At 41.5% G+C, this 18674-nt stretch carries 18 protein-coding genes and 1 tRNA gene; 8 read left to right on the forward strand and 11 right to left on the reverse strand.

The window, feature by feature from the left end; translation table 11 throughout:
- Window positions 1-155 precede the first annotated feature (155 nt).
- Together mltD and gloB are read right to left on the reverse strand one after the other, a co-directional pair.
- Complete coding sequence (gene mltD / locus C5471_RS07190; protein WP_133815491.1) at window positions 156-1517, reverse strand: murein transglycosylase D; 1362 nt, start codon at window positions 1515-1517, stop codon at window positions 156-158.
- Window positions 1518-1588: 71 nt separating this feature from the next.
- The gene (gene gloB / locus C5471_RS07195) at window positions 1589-2341 is read right to left on the reverse strand and encodes a hydroxyacylglutathione hydrolase (protein ID WP_133815490.1); all 753 of its coding nucleotides are present in this window, start codon (window positions 2339-2341) and stop codon (window positions 1589-1591) included.
- A gap of 43 nt (window positions 2342-2384) precedes the next feature.
- Here gloB and C5471_RS07200 point away from each other — a divergent pair, with 43 nt between their 5' ends.
- Window positions 2385-3101: a class I SAM-dependent methyltransferase gene (locus tag C5471_RS07200; RefSeq protein ID WP_133815489.1), complete on the forward strand. Its 717-nt coding sequence runs from the start codon at window positions 2385-2387 to the stop codon at window positions 3099-3101.
- Here C5471_RS07200 and rnhA read toward each other — a convergent pair.
- The gene (gene rnhA / locus C5471_RS07205; protein WP_133815488.1) at window positions 3098-3568 is read right to left on the reverse strand and encodes a ribonuclease HI; all 471 of its coding nucleotides are present in this window, start codon (window positions 3566-3568) and stop codon (window positions 3098-3100) included. The genes C5471_RS07200 and rnhA overlap by 4 nt on opposite strands.
- A 57-nt stretch (window positions 3569-3625) precedes the next feature.
- Here rnhA and dnaQ point away from each other — a divergent pair, with 57 nt between their 5' ends.
- Window positions 3626-4372, forward strand: a complete 747-nt coding sequence (dnaQ, locus tag C5471_RS07210) for a DNA polymerase III subunit epsilon (RefSeq protein ID WP_133815487.1) — start codon at window positions 3626-3628, stop codon at window positions 4370-4372.
- Between the two features lie 129 nt (window positions 4373-4501).
- Window positions 4502-4578 (forward strand) — tRNA-Asp (locus tag C5471_RS07215).
- Between the two features lie 106 nt (window positions 4579-4684).
- Here the strand turns inward: C5471_RS07215 and C5471_RS07220 are convergent.
- From C5471_RS07220 to C5471_RS07230, 3 genes are all read right to left on the reverse strand, one after another.
- Complete coding sequence (locus C5471_RS07220) at window positions 4685-4951, reverse strand: helix-turn-helix domain-containing protein (protein ID WP_133815696.1); 267 nt, start codon at window positions 4949-4951, stop codon at window positions 4685-4687.
- Window positions 4952-5412: 461 nt separating this feature from the next.
- The gene (locus tag C5471_RS07225) at window positions 5413-6039 is read right to left on the reverse strand and encodes a helix-turn-helix transcriptional regulator (protein ID WP_242688610.1); all 627 of its coding nucleotides are present in this window, start codon (window positions 6037-6039) and stop codon (window positions 5413-5415) included.
- A 65-nt stretch (window positions 6040-6104) separates the two neighbouring features.
- Window positions 6105-6788 carry a helix-turn-helix transcriptional regulator gene (locus C5471_RS07230; protein WP_133815485.1) on the reverse strand — a complete coding sequence of 228 codons (684 nt, stop codon included), beginning with the start codon at window positions 6786-6788 and terminating at the stop codon, window positions 6105-6107.
- Between the two features lie 822 nt (window positions 6789-7610).
- Between C5471_RS07230 and tkt the strand changes: the two genes are divergently transcribed.
- Entirely contained in the window at window positions 7611-9605 is a 1995-nt protein-coding gene (tkt, locus tag C5471_RS07235; protein WP_133815484.1) for a transketolase, read from the forward strand.
- A 59-nt stretch (window positions 9606-9664) separates the two neighbouring features.
- Here the strand turns inward: tkt and C5471_RS07240 are convergent, their stop codons facing one another.
- Together C5471_RS07240 and C5471_RS07245 are read right to left on the reverse strand one after the other, a co-directional pair.
- Window positions 9665-10036, reverse strand: coding sequence for an antibiotic biosynthesis monooxygenase family protein (locus C5471_RS07240; RefSeq protein WP_023044239.1), 372 nt, complete (start codon window positions 10034-10036; stop codon window positions 9665-9667).
- A 145-nt stretch (window positions 10037-10181) separates the two neighbouring features.
- Window positions 10182-10688, reverse strand: a complete 507-nt coding sequence (locus tag C5471_RS07245) for a MarR family transcriptional regulator (RefSeq protein WP_133815483.1) — start codon at window positions 10686-10688, stop codon at window positions 10182-10184.
- Between the two features lie 413 nt (window positions 10689-11101).
- Between C5471_RS07245 and epd the strand changes: the two genes are divergently transcribed.
- From epd to fbaA, 3 genes are all read left to right on the forward strand, one after another.
- Window positions 11102-12121, forward strand: a complete 1020-nt coding sequence (gene epd / locus C5471_RS07250) for an erythrose-4-phosphate dehydrogenase (protein WP_133815482.1) — start codon at window positions 11102-11104, stop codon at window positions 12119-12121.
- A gap of 85 nt (window positions 12122-12206) precedes the next feature.
- Window positions 12207-13370, forward strand: a complete 1164-nt coding sequence (gene pgk, locus C5471_RS07255) for a phosphoglycerate kinase (protein ID WP_133815481.1) — start codon at window positions 12207-12209, stop codon at window positions 13368-13370.
- 53 nt (window positions 13371-13423) lie between these two features.
- Window positions 13424-14500: a class II fructose-bisphosphate aldolase gene (gene fbaA / locus C5471_RS07260; RefSeq protein ID WP_133815480.1), complete on the forward strand. Its 1077-nt coding sequence runs from the start codon at window positions 13424-13426 to the stop codon at window positions 14498-14500.
- Window positions 14501-14572: 72 nt separating this feature from the next.
- Here the strand turns inward: fbaA and C5471_RS07265 are convergent, their stop codons facing one another.
- From C5471_RS07265 to C5471_RS07275, 3 genes are all read right to left on the reverse strand, one after another.
- A complete protein-coding gene (locus tag C5471_RS07265) occupies window positions 14573-14863 on the reverse strand; it encodes a contact-dependent growth inhibition system immunity protein (protein WP_133815479.1) in 291 nt (96 codons plus the stop codon).
- 171 nt (window positions 14864-15034) lie between these two features.
- Complete coding sequence (locus C5471_RS07270; RefSeq protein ID WP_133815478.1) at window positions 15035-15325, reverse strand: contact-dependent growth inhibition system immunity protein; 291 nt, start codon at window positions 15323-15325, stop codon at window positions 15035-15037.
- Between the two features lie 16 nt (window positions 15326-15341).
- Complete coding sequence (locus C5471_RS07275) at window positions 15342-16211, reverse strand: RNase A-like domain-containing protein (protein ID WP_133815477.1); 870 nt, start codon at window positions 16209-16211, stop codon at window positions 15342-15344.
- Window positions 16212-16996: 785 nt separating this feature from the next.
- On the opposite strand from C5471_RS07275, the gene C5471_RS07280 reads away from it, so the two are divergent.
- Window positions 16997-18646: a condensation domain-containing protein gene (locus C5471_RS07280; protein ID WP_133815476.1), complete on the forward strand. Its 1650-nt coding sequence runs from the start codon at window positions 16997-16999 to the stop codon at window positions 18644-18646.
- Window positions 18647-18674 lie beyond the last annotated feature (28 nt).

The raw sequence follows: 18674 nt of genomic DNA on the forward strand, positions 1-18674 counted from the left end.
TATGCTAAAGCATAGGCCACAAGTAGGCATATGTCAAAGCATATGTTTTAGTCTGCTGGGTCGTGCCTCTTACGGTTGAAATTTATGAAGAAATGGCCCTGAGGGAGGGCCATCTATTATATTTCTTTAACAACAAACACTTGTCGGAAAAGGCTTTATGCTTCATCATAATATTCATAGATATAAAGCGTTAGTTCAATTCCTGGTTTTATATCTGTTGTTTTTATGCCATCGTTCCAGTTCATTAAATCCTTAATGTTGATACCGTGACGTTTAGCAATACTGGCAATTGAATCACCTTGACGGACACGGTAAATAATAGCGTTGTTATTATTTACCCTTAATATTTGTCCAATTTTCAATAACCTGGCCGTTTTTAGGTTATTCATGCGTTGTAATTCACGGGGGGAGACATTAAACCGTTTTGCAATAGCGGATAATGTATCTCCTGAACGAACTTTGTATTGGCTTCGTTTATTCAGTCGTCGGTTGTTCTTCGCAACTTCCTGACGCATATTGCCCAGAATAGTTTCATTTGCCAGCGAATTTTTAAACTGATCAACTTTTGCCTTTGGCAGCATGATGTAATGTGGACCGTTAGGTGATGTGACTCCCCGTTTATATCCAGGGTTATATGCCTTAATGGATGTCAGGGACATGCCCGCCATTTCTGCGGCTTGAGACAGTGTGATTTGCTGACCAACATCAATCTGATCAAGTGCTCGTTGATCATTGGATTTTGGCAGTGTAATACCATATTTATCACTGTGACGGATGACATCACTGAGCGCTAGAACTTTAGGGACATAGCGCGCAGTTTCTCTTGGCAGCGATAAGGACCAAAAATCGGTTGGTCTACCTTTTGCCGCATTTTCTTTCATTGCGCGCATAACACGGCCTTCGCCGCTGTTGTAAGCCGCAATAGTCAATAACCAGTCACCATTGAACATTTTATTCAGGCGTTGTAACAGATTCAGGGCGGCAGTTGTTGATGCGGCAACGTCTCGGCGTGCGTCGTACCATTTATCCTGAGTGAGACCGTAATTGCGACCCGTATCCGGGACAATCTGCCACAGACCTGCCGCTTTAGCGCGTGAGGTAGCATGCGGGTTAAAAGCACTCTCCACTATGGGTACCAGTACCAGTTCCATGGGCATATCGCGCTGCTTGATTTGCCTGACTATCCAGTACATATACGGTTCAGCCCGTAAAGTGACATCGTGGAGATAGCTCTTGTTTTTCAGGTAATAATTTCGTTGTTCACGAACCCTGTAATTATCAGGGATCTGCATCCTCAACTCATCACGGATGTATCTCCACAGCTCCTGTTGAGCGCTGGGATCGCCATCCTTCCAGGCAGCAAACTGATTGGTGCCATCAGTTGCTGCTATCTTGCCTGTTTTTAGATTCGTTGAAGACGAATTCTGTACCCGTTGCTTGGCTGTCGTCGACCAATCAGGTCCGGATTGACAGCCAACCAGCAAGACAGATGCGAACAGAATCGCTTTTGTCTTCATAATTAATTTTTATAGTTGCTTAAAAGACGAGCAATAATACTTATCTTGGCTTGATATAGCAACTATCTAAATCAGAATTGATCTTTTTGTATTCTTAGCTGACGGAAAACGCTGGAAAGCGGTTGAGAGTGCGGTGTGATCCCAATATTTCTTTGTAAATCAATATCATCACATTTTAAGAAAATATTGATTTTTTTCTCAGTTTGTAACGTGGTTGGTACTGTTGGTTGATTATTTTCCCTCATTTTAGTTACTTTTTGCTGGTATTCGCTGATAGTCTGATTGGGCAAAACAGCATGAGCGAACTTCATATTAGAAATGGTATATTCATGGGCGCAACAGATCAGTGTGTCATCAGGCAATTCAGCTATTTTTCCTATAGAGGCGTACATCTGTTCTGCGGTGCCTTCAAAGAGACGTCCGCAGCCACCAGAGAACAATGTATCCCCACAAAAGAGATAAGGGGCTTGATAAAAAGCAATGTGTCCCAGAGTATGGCCTGGAACATCAATAACCAGAAAAGAAAAACAACCAAAATTGATGCTATTACCGCCACGTACTATTATTGTGGCACCTTTGTTCTGGGTTTCTTCTGGGCCGTATACTGGCAGATCAGGGAATTGATCAATAATCCCAGGGACGCCACCAACATGATCGTGATGATGATGGGTAAGTAAAATTGCATCGGGTATCCAGCCACGGGATTTCAAGGTATCAAGAACCGGTTGTGATTCTGCCGGATCAATAATTACAGTGTGTCTATCTTCATCACAAAGTAACCAAATGTAATTATCCGAAAGGGCCGGAATGCTGATAAGCTCCATTGTATACCTCTTATTAACAGCGGTTTATTAAGGAAAAGAAGCCATGCAATCTGCACAGACAACACAGAACATGAATCCCCCGGCTTCTTGGTCTGATTTACCTTGGGGGGAGTATTACCGTGCTGCGTTGGAACGTCAATTACAACCCTGGTGGCAGAAAATATTTGGTTTCCATTTGTTGAAAATCGGTCATTTGAGTGCTGAAATTGACAGCAAGGCGTGTCCGATTTTTAATCAGATTAATGTGGGTAAGGAAGGAAAGAATATGCAGGTGATTACTGATCCTTATCATCTGCCGTTTGAAGGAAAGTCTGTTGATGCTTGTTTGCTGAGTCATGTGTTGGCTTACAGCGCTGATCCTCATCGTCTTTTGCGGGAAGTTGACCGGGTGATGATTGATGATGGCTGGCTTATCATCAGTGGTTTCAATTCATTGAGTCTGCTAGGTTTAGGGAAATTAGTACCAGGATTATGGCGACAGCAGCCCTATTGTAGCCGTATGTTTTCCCTGATGCGTCAACTTGATTGGTTGAGTCTGCTTAATTATGAAGTGATGTATCGTGGGAGTTTTCAAGTACTACCCTGGCGAAATGAAGCCGGCTTTTTTAACCGGCATTCGCCTGTATTTGGTTGTGTAAGCCTGATTATTGCCCGTAAGCGGACACTGCCATTAACGCTAAACCAGATAAAAATGACGCTATTAAGGCCCAAACTGGGGGGGGCCGTTGGTGCAATAAAATGTTACCGAAAGCGCGATTAATCTGTATTTTCGACATACCCGGTATCGGTTTTGGTTGGTGAGTTTGCGGCGGTTCGAGCCAATTCATCACAACGTTCATTTTCATCATGCCCGGCATGGCCTTTAACCCATTGCCAGTCAATATCGTGGCGGGTAATTGCCTGATCGAGGCGTTGCCATAAATCGACGTTACTGACAGGCGATTTATCTGCTTTACGCCAGCCGCGCTTTTTCCAATTATGGATCCATTGGGTAATGCCCTGGCGTACGTATTGGCTATCGGTGGTTAAGACAATTTTACAAGGACGGGTTAGGGTTTCCAGGCCAATAATTGCGGCCATCAGCTCCATTCTGTTGTTGGTTGTGCGATAAAAACCGTCACTGAGGGTTTTTTCGTGTTGTTGATAACGTAATAAAACACCATATCCACCTGGCCCTGGGTTTCCAAGACAAGATCCATCGGTGAAAATTTCTACCTGCTTGCTCATATCTGGTAGACTCTTCTTATTCAATCTAAAACCTTAAGTCTGACATAAAAAAGCGTTATGAGCACTGCGATTACACGACAAGTTGTCCTCGATACCGAAACCACCGGTATGAATAAGTTAGGTGTTCACTATGAAGGACACAATATTATTGAAATTGGCGCTGTAGAGGTTATTAACCGCCGTCTGACAGGCCGCCATTTTCATATCTATGTTAAACCGGACAGATTGGTCGATCCTGAGGCGTTTGAAGTTCATGGAATCAGTGATGAATTTTTGCAGGATAAGCCGATATTTGCTGATATTGCAGATGAATTCATTGAGTTCATTCGTGGCGCTGAGTTAATTATCCATAACGCTCCCTTCGATATCGGTTTTATGGATTATGAATTTGGGAAACTGGGCCGTGATATCCCACCAACAGCTGATTTCTGCAAGATTACCGATAGTTTACAATTAGCAAGAGCGTTGTTTCCGGGAAAAAGAAACAACCTTGATGCGTTGTGTGATCGTTATGATATAGACAACTCTAAACGCACCTTACACGGAGCGTTACTTGATGCTGAAATATTGTCTGATGTCTATTTGATCATGACCGGCGGGCAGACTTCTCTTACATTCTCAATGGAAGGGGACGTTTCTGGCAATGCGGGGGGTTCTGAAGTGCAGCGTATTATCCGGCCTCAAACTGCGTTAAACGTTATTTATGCAGCGGATGAAGAACTTGCCGCTCATGAATCCAGATTGGATTTAGTTGAGAAGAAAGGCGGGAGTTGTTTATGGCGTACAAGTTCTGGACAGAGTTAAAATAAAATTGCAGATAAATCACCTTTAAGGGTGAAAAGTTGATCAGGCGCGCCACTTTGTAATAAAAAATATTGACGGGATGATCCTGGGTTCGTAATATCTACCTCGTTCTCAACCAGAACGCTGCGCGGTGCGGTAGTTCAGTCGGTTAGAATACCGGCCTGTCACGCCGGGGGTCGCGGGTTCGAGTCCCGTCCGCACCGCCAAAGATTTCGAAGCCCTGGGTAATCGCCCGGGGCTTTCCCGTTTATGTCATGCAGCAGTCTCTTTATTGGCAATGATGAAATTGCATTAAAATAAGACATAGGGAAGCTACCAGCTTTCTATATTTCTTGTTTCTGCAACCTTTATCAGGAACTTATTTTCTTTACCAGGTCTATAGCGTGATGGCCAAATAGCCGATGGATGTAAACCCAATTCGGTGGCGATTAACGCTTCTCCCTTTGGCCATGGACGATGCAATGCATTACTCAGTGTCGATGATGCCAAACCTGCTTTGCGGGAAACCGCTGAAAGGTTTGTTCCTTGTTTTCTTAAGGCTGCAATAATATCCGCTGGATGCCAATCTTGAATATTCATCATAATCTCCTAGTTTTAATTATTAGAAAACACTGATAATAGATAAATTATCAATGTTTTTACCACTTGGTGGTAATTAGGGGACAGATTATTAATGAGGATTAATTAAAGAGGCTATCGAAACGATTACGTAATAATGGTAACGGTTATTTTTTAACAAAACGAGATCTATATATTGAAGGTGTTTCTGCCGGATGTAAAGGTCATAATTATTATATGTTGAAAATATTCTTGGTTTAATAGCTCGATTGGCTAATAGTTTCTTATTGGTACTTTTAACGTATTTTTCTACAGTATGATATGAAATTTTCACTCCATTATCGGTACATTTTTCTAATATCACAGTATAATGGGAAAATAATTACCCATTATTCCTATGTAGGTATGTTTTTCACGGAAATAGAATGTGGGGTTTTTAGGATTATTGCTGATATATAATAATTTGAATTTAAAGGTAATGTTTATAAGTAAGGAAATAAGAATCTTTCTGGTATATAAGAATTGAAATTATTTATCCGGCAATATTCCTCCAGTTGATAATAAGAATTTACTTTTAGTTTTTGATATGTTTTTTCTATATTATTTTCAATAGATTGATAAGGAATGTTAAGTATTTGACTGATTTCCCTTTTGCTATGTTTTGCCAGAAAAAGAAAAATAATCTCCCATTCTTGTTGGGATAATTGCTCTGAGGGAGAACAGAACATAATAGAAGATGGAAGTTTTCCATTGAAAAATTGCTTTAAAGAAAGTGCTTCTGCTTTCCGTCCATGAAAAATTATGCCAATACATTCATTGCCTTCACTATAAAATGGGAATTTCTCGAAAAAATATGAAGAAAGATGTTTTTCTTTACCAAATATATGTGTTTCTAATGAATATATACTTTTCTCTAAATGCATTACTGTTCTATCATGTCGTTGAAATTGTTTTTCAAAGACTGCTCCCGCCCAAGGTAACTCGCAATCAAAACGCCCCTCAACGTTCAAATCAAGGGGAATATCTTGTAGCATAGCCATTGCTTTATTTTCATAAATGAAACAAGTGCTTTTGTCTTTAATGCCCCAAGGATCGGAGCTATTTTTCATGGTATTTATTATCTGTGATGATATATTATGTATGGTTTTCATATGTTTTATTTGTATTTATCATATTATATAAACATTTTACTTCCTGGCTTTAAAAATCTCTTAGGAACATAGAGGTCAAAATCATTAAGGCGGCAATATTCATCCAGTTGCTGACCAGAGTTAATACCAATTTTTTTGTATATTCGTAACATATGGGTTTCTACAGTGCGATAAGAGATATTGAGTTTTAGCCCGATTTGTTTACTGGTGTATTTCTGTAAAAATAAGAAAATGACATCCCATTCCCGTTGAGTAAATAACTCAGAAGGCGGCTGAAACATGATAGAAGCAGGGAGTTTACCGTAAAAAAAGCGTGTCAGAGAAAAAGCTTCGGCTTTCCATGCATGGAAAATAACGCCAACACATTGATTATCTTCATTATAAAATGGAAACTTTTCAAAGAAATAGGAGGAAAGTAATTTTTCTTTACCGTATAAATGTGTTTCTAATGAACATATTCTTTGTTCTGATTGCATGACGGCTCTGTCATGTATTTGAAATTGTTCTGCAAAAGCTGCGCCATTCCAAGGCAAATCATTGTCGAGACGCCCTTCGACATTAAAACCAACAGGAAGATCCCGCAACATAGCCATTGCTTTATTTTCATAAACAAAGCGAGAGTTTTTATCTTTTATACCCCACGGTTCATGACTGGTTTCCATAAGGTTGATAATTTGAGGCGATACTGTTAAATTTTTGTAATTCATAACAAAATTCCTGTTTTGTTAGAAAGATGTTTGAGTTTTTGTTTCTGGGAAAAAATTTATAACTCTCTGCTGCCAGTAGCGATAAATCTTGACTGGCAATCTTTAGCGCCCAAAGGTTCATGACTTCTTTCCCACATACAAATTAATTTCGGAGTGATATTATTTTGCTTGTTTTTTATATTTAACACGGGGTCGCCCTAATTGTTAATTAAATGATTATCTGAATGGCTATTTTTATTATAATATTTAAAATAACCTGATTATATAATGGATTGCAATAGTTAATTCGTAAAAAAATAATGTTTTTCTGTTTTATCTATATTGGTTAATTAAGTTTCTTATTATTTCATGTAAAATATCGTTATGTGGGAAAATATAACCACAATTATTATTTTATTTTAAATAATTTGTTGACATGACAATGATAGGGATGTTTGAAAAGCATTTTTTCTGGGTGTGAATTTTTTATAAATTAAATAACTGATGGGTCATGGGTACGTAATATATATTTAATATGAACAATCGATGTGGTAGTGGGAAATTGCCACCAATTAAAAGTGTGTTTCCGTTTAATTGGGTATTTTATCTATCACTTTGCGCCTAATCGTTATGTTTAATTCAATGATCTCTCTATAGCGTAATGAGTTTGTTTATTACTCTGATAATGATGAAGTTCATGCAAACCAGTAACGTAAATCAAAGAATTGTTGTTCAGGTGAGATTAAGATAGTTTCCTTAATATCTGGCTTTAAAGATTGCGGTTTGTACGCTGGGCTGAGAAAATTATCCCCCTAAACGTTTTTATCCCACTTGGAGTAGAAAATGACCACTCGTAAAACCCTTGCTAATGCTATTCGCTTCCTTAGCATGGATGCTGTGCAGAAAGCAAAATCAGGGCACCCTGGTGCGCCTATGGGAATGGCTGATATCGCTGAAGTTTTATGGCGTGATTATTTAAATCATAACCCAACTGATCCACATTGGGTCGATCGTGATCGTTTTGTATTGTCTAACGGCCATGGCTCTATGCTGATTTATAGCCTGTTGCATCTCACCGGTTATGACGTTTCTATTGATGATCTGAAAAATTTCCGTCAGTTACATTCCAAAACTCCAGGCCATCCTGAGTATGGTTATGCGCCAGGCATAGAGACAACGACCGGTCCTTTGGGGCAGGGGATTGCCAATGCGGTAGGTTTTGCGATTGCTGAACGTACTCTGGCTACGCAATTTAACCGTCCTGGTCATGATATTGTTGACCATAACACTTATGTGTTTATGGGGGATGGTTGCATGATGGAAGGCATTTCTCATGAAGTTTGCTCGCTGGCGGGAACGTTAAAACTGGGCAAACTGATTGCTTTCTATGATGACAATGGTATTTCTATTGATGGTCATGTTGAAGGCTGGTTTACCGATGATACCGCAGGTCGTTTTGAGGCTTATGGCTGGCATGTGGTTCGCGGCGTTGATGGTCATAATGCAGATGCAGTCAAAGCAGCGATTGAAGAAGCGCGTAAAGTTTCTGATAAACCTTCATTGCTGATGTGTAAAACAGTGATCGGTTTTGGCGCGCCAACCAAAGCGGGTACGCATGATTCTCACGGTGCCCCACTGGGTGACGCAGAAATTGCTGCAACGCGTGAAGTGCTGGGTTGGAATCATCCCCCCTTTGAAATTCCAGCGGAAATCTATTCTGCGTGGGATGCAAAAGAGATGGGTAACGCGAAGCAAGCAACCTGGAATGAGAAGTTCGCTGCTTATGAAAAAGCGTATCCTGAATTAGCCGCTGAATTCAAACGCCGTACCGGTGGCGAATTACCGGCAAACTGGGAAACCGAATCAAAAGCATTTATCGAACAATTGCAACAAAATCCTGCCAATATTGCCAGCCGTAAAGCCTCTCAGAATGCTCTGGAAGCTTTCGGTAAAGTGCTGCCTGAATTTATGGGGGGGTCTGCTGACCTGGCGCCAAGTAATTTGACGATGTGGTCTGGTTCTAAGCCATTGAACGAAGATCAGGCAGGTAACTACATCCATTATGGCGTTCGTGAATTTGGCATGTCCGCCATTATGAACGGTATTGCTCTGCATGGTGGTTTTGTACCTTATGGCGCAACTTTCCTGATGTTCGTTGAATATGCCCGTAACGCCGTGCGTATGGCGGCACTGATGAAAATTCGCAGCATCTTTGTTTATACCCATGACTCAATCGGTTTGGGTGAAGATGGTCCGACTCACCAACCGGTAGAACAGATTGCCAGTTTGCGTGTGACGCCAAATCTAAGCACATGGCGTCCATGTGATCAGGTTGAATCCGCAGTGGCGTGGAAATACGCTATCGAACGTAAAACCGGTCCATCAGCACTTATTTTCTCTCGCCAGAATCTGGCACAGCAAGAGCGTACTGCTGAGCAGTTGGCGAATATTGAAAAGGGTGCTTACATCCTGAAAGATTGTGAAGGTCAGCCAGAGTTGATTCTGATCGCAACAGGTTCAGAAGTTGAATTGGCGGTAGGGGCTTATCATCAATTGACTCAGGAAGGCCGTAAAGTACGTATCGTTTCTATGCCGTCTACTTATGCTTTTGATAAGCAGGATGCAGCGTACCGTGAAGCGGTATTACCCACTGCGGTTTCTGCGCGTGTTGCAGTTGAAGCGGGTATTGCTGATTACTGGTTTAAATATGTCGGTATGCATGGCGCTATCGTGGGCATGGAGACATTTGGTGAATCGGCTCCTGCTGATCAGCTGTTTAAAGAGTTCGGTTTCACGGTAGAGAATGTCGTCGCTAAGGCTAAAGCTCTGCTGAAATAATGAATTAGTCTAGAAGTGAGCGCATCCGGGGTAAATGTTGATCGGGTGCGCTCTTTTACTTATGCCTCGCAGATTCCGGGAACGGCTAGTTTTTGAAATATGTGCGGTGACCCGGTTATCCCATCGGGATACTTGGCGAGCTTCGCCTGAAATTCTGGATTAGTGAATGCAGCGCGAAAACACTCCAAATTTTCCCAAACAGCATAGTTCATGAACGTACCACTGCCAGCGATCCCGCGATGTAATTGTGCGGAAATCAGGCCGGTTTGTGCCAGCATATACTCCGCATCTTCCTTCCAGGCCGCCTCCAGGATGTCTGCCTGTGCGGGATCAACATGAAATATGTTCATCAGTACTATGGAACCATCGGTGTTCGAAAATAATTGTTCCCGCATGGTCACGTGGGTGTCCATTTCTTCTAGCTTTAGCATCTTTATCTCCTGAAAGTGACTTGTTTGTATTTATGTTTGTTTTACTATTCTGCCGGAGTGAGCCGTGCGATTCATGCGGTTCACAACGGCGACATGCCAACATAGGTATGAAGGTTGTGCAGCGATCCGTTGGTGCGTAGTACTGTTAGTCGAATTCTTTGTCGTGATTGATAAACCAATCCTCAGTACTGTCTGGCATCGATGGATCTTCCAGTCTGGCCTCCAGGCTGAGTAATGTGTCCAACGTCACTTTCAGCTCGTTGAGTTCAGTGTCTTTCACGAGCGATTCCATCCATTCGGTTTCAAGCGACGTCGCCATATCAAAGGTACGCTGACCAAGCTCAGTGAGTCGATAGAGCGGTGAGCGTTCGTGTCGGGGATTAATGATAGCTTTCACCATTCCTGCCTTCAATCCAAGATTCAGTTGTTTCTGCGCACCTTGGCGTGTGATGCGCATCGTTGCGGCAATCTGCGGCGCTGAGAGTGGATGCGGTGCGAGTGCAATCGCACTGAGCACCTGCCATATCGCGCTCGTGATACCCAACGGGGCAACGAGCTTATCCCCTTTAGAGAGCAGTCGGGCATTGAGCCGGAATACCGCCAATGTGATTTCGTTGAATATCTCAGACGCCGGAGTTTTCCTGATCGACACGATTTACTTCCTTTCCTAGACTTCAATAAACGACAACCAGTTTCCATATATTGAAGCTGGTTGTCAATATTTGAGCGAATGGTATTGATAGATCAATGTATTGGGTTTGATTTATATCAAATACTGTCACAAAAAAGTGACAGTTGATTGTCGTATTCATCATTTGTGGATTAAGGTCGTTGTTTAATCTATGCAGGCTCTTATGGCACGTTTTCCATTTCGTGAGTTTACTATTGCCATCAATCTACTTTTCCCTTAATCTCATTGTCAGTAGCTGAATCGTTTCATTTTGTTGTCTGGAGAGGTTTTTTGTGCCACAGTTTTAGCAATTTTGTGATAAACAATCAGTACATTAGTGATTGAGTCAGTTATCCTAAACGGTTGCGTGGTAATAACTATATTCAGGGAGTAACATGACAATCAAGGTAGCAATAAACGGTTTTGGCAGGATAGGGCGCAGTATTTTACGTGCTCTTTATGAGTCTGGGCGTCGGGCTGAAATTGCTATTATTGCTGTTAATGAGTTGGCCAATGCCGAAGGGATTGCTCACTTGCTGAAGTATGACTCCAGTCACGGTCGTTTTGCCTGGGATGTGCGGTTGAATAATGATTTGTTGCAGGTTGGTGACGATAATATTCGTCTGTTTCATCAACCCGATATATCGGCATTGCCCTGGCAAGAATTGGGGATTGATATTGTTCTTGATTGCAGTGGGATATATGGCAGCAGAGCTGATGGGGAAGCGCATCTTGCCAGTGGCGCAAAAAAGGTGCTGTTTTCTCATCCGGGTGGTAATGACTTAGACGCGACGGTGGTTTATGGTGTGAATCAAGACTTACTGACAGCGGAGGATCGCATTGTATCCAATGCCTCTTGCACCACCAACTGCATTATTCCCATCATTAAATTATTGGATGATGCATTTGAGATTGAATCTGGCACAGTGACAACAATACATGCCTCAATGAATGACCAGCCTGTGATTGATGCCTATCATCAAGATTTACGGCGTACCCGGGCTGCCAGCCAGTCTATCATTCCGGTGGATACTAAACTGGCCGCAGGGATAACCCGGATTTTTCCAAAATTCTGTGACCGTTTTGAAGCCATCTCAGTACGCGTACCAACGATTAATGTTACTGCTATTGATTTGAGCGTGACAGTAAAATTTCCAGTGAATGTCAGAAAAATCAATGAATTAATGCAAAAATCAGCTGCAACTTCATTTCGTGGTATAGTTGACTATACCGAATTGCCGTTAGTCTCAACGGATTTTAACCACGATCCCCATAGCGCGATTGTTGATGGCACACAAACGCGGGTCAGTGGGCAACATCTGATTAAGACATTAGTCTGGTGTGATAATGAGTGGGGTTTTGCTAACCGAATGTTGGATACAACGTTAGCAATGGCTGCTACGGGTTTCAAATGATCTGTTGCTGACAGACGGTGCATAATAATAGATCTGCACACGGCACAAGATTAAACAATTTAGAGAATCAACGAGAGGATTCACCATGTCTGTAATTAAGATGACCGATTTAGATCTGGCGGGTAAGCGGGTTTTGATCCGCGTTGACCTGAACGTTCCGGTAAAAGATGGCAAAGTCACCTCTGATGCGCGTATCCGGGCTTCTTTGCCGACCATCGAAGCAGCATTAAAACAGGGCGCTAAGGTTATGATCACTTCTCACCTCGGCCGTCCTACTGAAGGCGAATATAATGAAGAATTCTCGCTGAAACCAGTAGTCGATTACCTGAAAGAGAAATTATCTTCCCCGGTTCGTCTGGAAAAAGCGTATCTGGAAGGTGTGGACATAGCGGAAGGTGAGCTGGTTGTTCTGGAAAATGTTCGCTTTAATAAAGGTGAGAAGAAAGACGACGAAACTCTGGCTAAAAAATACGCTTCTCTGTGTGATATTTATGTCATGGATGCATTCGGTACGGCGCATCGTGCTCAGGCTTCTACCCACGGTGTGGCTAAGTTTGCTCCTATTGCCTGTGCAGGCCCTCTGCTGTCCGCAGAACTGGAAGCATTGGGTAAAGCGCTGGATAAGCCGGCCCGTCCAATGGTTGCTATCGTGGGTGGTTCTAAAGTTTCAACCAAGCTGACTGTATTGGACACCCTGTCCAAAATCGCGGATCAACTGATTGTGGGCGGAGGTATCGCGAATACTTTTGTTGCTGCGGAAGGCCACAATGTGGGTCGTTCACTGTATGAAGATGACCTGATCCCAGAAGCGAAAAAACTGCTGATAAGCTGTGATATTCCAGTGCCAACTGATGTTCGGGTGGCAACAGAATTCTCTGAAACTGCGGAAGCCACCTTGAAATCGACCGGCGATATTAAAGATGATGAGCAAATCCTCGATCTGGGAGAGGAATCCGCTCAACGTCTGGCAGATATCCTGAAAAACGCTAAAACTATTCTGTGGAATGGCCCGGTTGGTGTATTCGAATTCCCTAATTTCCGTCAAGGAACTGAAATTGTCGCCCGCGCAATTGCTGATAGTGACGCATTCTCTATTGCAGGTGGTGGCGATACGCTGGCAGCGATCGACCTGTTCGGTATTGCTGACAAAATTTCTTACATCTCTACTGGTGGTGGTGCTTTCCTTGAATTTGTCGAAGGAAAGAAACTGCCTGCGGTTGTGATGCTGGAAGAACGTGCAAAACAGTAATTAAGTCATGACGGGCAGTTTTATCTGCCCGCTCTAAACAGGACCCACGTAACATGTCTAAAATTTTTGATTTCGTAAAACCGGGTGTCATCACTGGTGATGATGTTCAAAAAGTGTTCGCAATAGCCAAAGAAAACCACTTTGCGTTGCCGGCGGTAAACTGTGTAGGTACTGATTCAATCAACGCAGTGTTGGAAACGGCCGCCAAAGTTCGTTCTCCTGCCATTATTCAGTTCTCTAACGGTGGTGCTGCTTTTATTGCCGGTAAGGGTGTGAAAGCTGAAGGTCAGCAAGCGGCTATTCTGGGTTCAATTTCGGGTGCTCACCATGTTCATCAGATGGCTGAACATTATGGTGTGCCTGTGATCCTGCATACTGACCACTGTGCGCGTAAACTGCTGCCGTGGATTGACGGCTTGTTAGATGCAGGTGAAAAGCATTACGCGGCGACGGGTAAACCGTTGTTCTCTTCCCATATGATCGATCTATCAGAAGAATCGCTGGAAGAAAATATTGAAATTTGCAGCAAGTATCTGGCTCGTATGGCAAAAATCGATATGACGTTGGAAATCGAGTTAGGTTGTACTGGTGGTGAAGAAGATGGTGTTGATAACAGCCATATGGATAGTTCCGCTTTATACACTCAACCGGAAGACGTGGCTTATGCTTATGAGAAGCTGAATGCTATCAGCCCACGTTTTACTATTGCGGCTTCTTTCGGTAACGTTCATGGTGTTTATAAGCCTGGCAACGTTAAACTGACACCAAAAATTCTGCGTAACTCGCAGGACTATGTTGCTGAGAAATTCAATTTGCCACACAACAGCCTGGACTTTGTTTTCCACGGCGGTTCCGGTTCGACAGCGGAAGAGATCAAGGAAGCGGTCAGCTACGGCGTTGTTAAAATGAATATTGATACCGACACCCAATGGGCGACTTGGGAAGGTATTCTGAACTATTACAAAAAGAATGAAGGCTATCTGCAAGGCCAGCTGGGTAATCCGGAAGGCGCAGATAAACCCAATAAGAAATTCTACGATCCACGGGTATGGTTGCGTGCCGGTCAGGTTTCTATGATTGCCCGTCTGGAACAAGCGTTCAAAGAATTGAACGCGATTGATGTGTTGTAATTAGAATTATTGTCGTAAATAAACAACCCCTGGAAGAAATTTCAGGGGGATTAATATTTATAGCTAATTTGATTATTTATTTTGATCTAAATAATCTAGCACTCTTTTGGTGACATGATTTAGAAAATCTAACGCGGTAGTCTCCCATAACTCTGGATCAAAGTCATATTGATACCGATCTTTGAACTCTTTCTCTAAATCTTTAGCATTATGAATAAAATCTTCAATCTCCTCTAATAATTCTCTTTTCATCCCCTCAGTTGTCGTCTCAAGATAGTCATTTATTGTGTCATCAATTTCTGGGCCAAATATAAATTCGCAATCTTGATTAAAGTAAGCGCCGATCAAACGATTGAGTTCCATTTTTCTTTCCTATGTTTTAGTTTCTGATAATTTAACATATTTAGCTAAAGTATGATTTCCTGATTTTAATCCTGCGGTTGATTCATGCAATTAATTGAAGAAAATGAGAACAGTACCGCGATATCAATGGTGAGCTCTATAAATTAAACGTCCTTGTTTAGCCTAATTGAATTATTTATTTTGATCTAAATAATCTAGCACTCTTTTGGTGACATGATTTAGAAAATCTAACGCGGTAGTCTCCCATAACTCTGGATCAAAGTCATATTGATACCGATCTTTAAATTCTTTTTCTAAATCTTTAGCATTATGAATAAAATCTTCAATCTCCTCTAATAATTCTCTTTTCATCCCCTCAGTTGTCGTCTCAAGATAGTCATTTATTGTGTCATCAATTTCTGGGCCGGATATAAATTCACAATCTTGATTAAAATAAGCGCCGATTAAACGATTGAGTTCCATTTTTCTTTCCTATATTTCAATTAAATTTTGGAAACGCTGTCAATATATAGTATGGTTGACCATTATACTCAGAATGAACTAAAACAACTCTGATTTTATATAATTTTTCCGCATTTTGTGAGCCTTTAATCACACCAATGCCGACAGGCGTATGTGAGATGTAATCTATCTCTAGCCTTAATTCTTTTGGAGCATATTTTAGCATGGAGGTTATTCTAAATTGATTCGATTTTAAGGCTTTTGAAATTGCTGTCTCTGCTGTTTTTATATCATAGAAAGAACTTGATGCTCTCATTGATTTAGATGCTAAAAGTCGAGCTTTTAGTTCCTGCTCTGATAATCCAACATGCTTAAGCAAAGTATGGCCTCCTGGCTTTAACCCAGTCTCTGATTCATGTTCAATTAATTTAATTCTGCCTACCCGTACAGAAGCAACTCTAACCGCACCTACCATTGAAGCAAATGAGAGCGGTACAGCGATATCAACGGTGAGCCCTATTTCAGACGCGGTGTAGTCATCAGCACCAAACTCTTTCGCTAATTCTACCGCCTCTCGATAAGTTTCGGTCATTGTTTCTCTACCGGTTATCATTTGATTGGCAGAAGCATTCATTACATCAAGACTGTGTGCCCCGATAATAACGCAACCAACTTTGGTTAATGTTGTTGGATCAGGTGCAATGCAAAGCCCTCCGGCACCAATGAGCTCAACCACTCCAGCGGCTAAACCCGCTCCGCCTAATATTCTATTACTCCAAGTTTCCTCTTCTGTAATGGTATTATCCGACAGAATTGCCGCTAGCTGAACTGGCGATAAAACAATGCGTAACCCATTTTCAAATTCTGAGTCAACAGCGTCATCAGTTAAGTAATTGGTATTATTCACGTTAATAAATCCTGTCATCTCAGCGGCGGTAAGAATCTATTGAGCGGCGATATAGCTAATTCTCAGGCCTTTTGTTGGTATCGAATGTATCAAGGATCGTCACCAGTGTAGATCAAACCTTGTTTTTCACCTTTTCAGTGTTGAATAAAACATATTTTTCATACTGGTTGCTCCTTATACTGGATTTGTCTGATTTTGCTTCGCTTCTGTGGGAAAATCAATCAAAAATTTATAAATTTAAAATAATTTACATTAGTGAGTAAGGGGAGTTAAGAAAGAAACAGGGTCAAGAATGCGATTGATACTATTCAATATCATGTGAATCCACCAAATCATTTTCTGCAATTATGTTTATCTCTATATTAATTGATAGCTATTTTGTATAACTTAATTTTACCTCATAAATAATTCTGTATAACAGCCCCTCTGAGCCAAAAATGAGCCATTGGTTTATCCACGTATAGCGTTTAATCAGACTCGGGGAGCAGGTATACGGTGTTCATTTATTTATTGCTATAAATTGGACATTAATTCATTGGATATATTAATTTTTTTATCAAGTTTAGATGATATGTTCTCGACCTTAATCCTGTGGAATCAGGTTCACCTGCTTATTGGGTGTTTTTATCTATTTAATAAATATGGATATTTTTAAGAAATTTTAGTCATTAACATCGGGCTAATTCATATTCATGTTGCTTTATTTATCAAATAATAATAATTTTTATTATCATTTGTAATCGTATTCTTGTTGTAGCTGATAATCTAAACTTTATGGAAACTAAATGAGAGAGCTAACGACCATGCAGGCCGCTTATTGGATTGGCCGGCAATATGAACAGACGTTGGGTGGTGTTACCGCCCATTTGTATGCAGAGTTTGATGGTACTGAACTTGATCTTGAGCGGCTGAAAGCTGCCGTACAGTATCTCTTTGATATCCATCCGATGTTGCGACTACGCGTTACACCGGATGGCATGCAAACCATAGAAAGTCTGTCTTCCAACGATAAATTGCACATCGATGATGTCAGTATCTATGATAAAAAAGCCATTGCTGATTTTCTGGAAAGTAAACGAAAAAGTAAAACCCACCAGAAACTGGATCTTGAACAGGGTCAGTCTATCGATTTGAGTGTCAGCCTTTTAAAGGATGGAGATTTTCGCTTGCATATCGACCTGGATATGATTGCAGGTGATGCGCAAAGCTTTCGTATTCTCATGGAGGATTTGGCCCGATTTTATCATCAGCCTGACCATCAACCGAAAAGTGGAGGAAGCACTTATTTTCACTATTTGGAGCGAATGAAAGCTGATAAGTCTTTATTAACTTTACGTGAACGCGATAAAAAATGGTGGAGTACGCGTATTGCGCAAATTCCACCAGCCCCTAAACTTCCTCATATTCATCGCCCTCTCCCACAGGGAGAATACTTTAGTGATCGATTCGCGGTTCAACTGACTAAAGAAGACAAATTGTCGTTAAAGACAACCGCCAAAAAATATCAGATTACGCTGTCAACATTATTTCTGTCTCTTTTCGCGTGTACGGTAGGGATTTGCACGCAGTCTGATAAATTCAGATTAAATGTACCGACATTCCAGCGAGAAAGTTACCTCCGTGATGTGGACAAAATTGTGGGTGATTTTTCAGATTTATCTATTTTAAGTGTTGAATTACAGCGTCATGAGCCGGTGATTGCGTTATGCCATCGTTTTGCTGATCAAATCGCTTTACTCCTCTCTCACCGGACTTACCCGGGCGTCAGTGTTATGCGGGATCTCTCCAGATACCACGGTAACATGCAAATCTCGCCTATCGTTTTTACCTCCGGTTTTGGTATCAGTGACGATAATTTATTGTCCGAAAATGTAACCCGTGCTTTCGGTGAAATGGTCTTTGTTATTTCTCAAGGGCCACAGGTTGCCTTGGATGTTCAGGTTGCGCCAGCTTATGAAGGGATTTTGGTTAACTGGGATGTTCGTCTGGATGTTTTCCCTGAACCGTATATCCGTAGAATGTTTGATATCTATCGCTCTTTAATTCGGATGATCATTCATTCGCCTGAGTTGATAAACCAGTCTTTGGACTATTTTTTCTCATCTCATTTTTCTGCTTCACATCAAGATGTGGGGACTGAAAAGGTGACATTCTCTTGTGTTGAGCAAATGCTGATTCTTCTGCTGTCCCGGCTGACGAACGAAGAAAATATCAACGCCCATACTTCTCTTTCAGCATTGGATATTGATGCTGATGTCGCAGAAGAATTAACGGGATTTATTAACAAATATATCCCACAGGCAGGACTGATAATTGAAGATATTAAGGCTCATCAAACAGTAAATGCACTGGCACAGACGATGACATTAAGATCGCGGGGAGCGGCTGAAAAGACGGCTGAGGCACTAGTGAAAATCCTTAATCGACAGAAGTAATCTTTCTTTTTGAAAGATGCTAAATGTT

The sequence above is a fragment of the Photorhabdus tasmaniensis genome, from assembly GCF_011189505.1.
GTDB classification, from domain to species: Bacteria; Pseudomonadota; Gammaproteobacteria; order Enterobacterales; family Enterobacteriaceae; genus Photorhabdus; species Photorhabdus tasmaniensis.

Excerpts from the sequence above, each read along its gene's own strand:
- dnaQ (WP_133815487.1), top strand. The coding sequence starts at position 3,626 with ATGAGCACTGCGATTACACGACAAGTTGTCCTCGATACCGAAACCACC.
- C5471_RS07265 (WP_133815479.1), bottom strand. The coding sequence starts at position 14,863 with ATGGAACTCAATCGTTTGATCGGCGCTTACTTTAATCAAGATTGCGAA.
- rnhA (WP_133815488.1), bottom strand. The coding sequence starts at position 3,568 with ATGAGCAAGCAGGTAGAAATTTTCACCGATGGATCTTGTCTTGGAAAC.
- C5471_RS07270 (WP_133815478.1), bottom strand. The coding sequence starts at position 15,325 with ATGGAACTCAATCGTTTAATCGGCGCTTATTTTAATCAAGATTGTGAA.
- C5471_RS07230 (WP_133815485.1), bottom strand. The coding sequence starts at position 6,788 with ATGAATTACAAAAATTTAACAGTATCGCCTCAAATTATCAACCTTATG.
- C5471_RS07220 (WP_133815696.1), bottom strand. The coding sequence starts at position 4,951 with ATGAATATTCAAGATTGGCATCCAGCGGATATTATTGCAGCCTTAAGA.
- C5471_RS07225 (WP_242688610.1), bottom strand. The coding sequence starts at position 6,039 with ATGAAAAATAGCTCCGATCCTTGGGGCATTAAAGACAAAAGCACTTGT.
- epd (WP_133815482.1), top strand. The coding sequence starts at position 11,102 with ATGACAATCAAGGTAGCAATAAACGGTTTTGGCAGGATAGGGCGCAGT.
- fbaA (WP_133815480.1), top strand. The coding sequence starts at position 13,424 with ATGTCTAAAATTTTTGATTTCGTAAAACCGGGTGTCATCACTGGTGAT.
- mltD (WP_133815491.1), bottom strand. The coding sequence starts at position 1,517 with ATGAAGACAAAAGCGATTCTGTTCGCATCTGTCTTGCTGGTTGGCTGT.
- C5471_RS07200 (WP_133815489.1), top strand. The coding sequence starts at position 2,385 with ATGCAATCTGCACAGACAACACAGAACATGAATCCCCCGGCTTCTTGG.
- pgk (WP_133815481.1), top strand. The coding sequence starts at position 12,207 with ATGTCTGTAATTAAGATGACCGATTTAGATCTGGCGGGTAAGCGGGTT.
- C5471_RS07280 (WP_133815476.1), top strand. The coding sequence starts at position 16,997 with ATGAGAGAGCTAACGACCATGCAGGCCGCTTATTGGATTGGCCGGCAA.
- gloB (WP_133815490.1), bottom strand. The coding sequence starts at position 2,341 with ATGGAGCTTATCAGCATTCCGGCCCTTTCGGATAATTACATTTGGTTA.
- C5471_RS07240 (WP_023044239.1), bottom strand. The coding sequence starts at position 10,036 with ATGCTAAAGCTAGAAGAAATGGACACCCACGTGACCATGCGGGAACAA.
- tkt (WP_133815484.1), top strand. The coding sequence starts at position 7,611 with ATGACCACTCGTAAAACCCTTGCTAATGCTATTCGCTTCCTTAGCATG.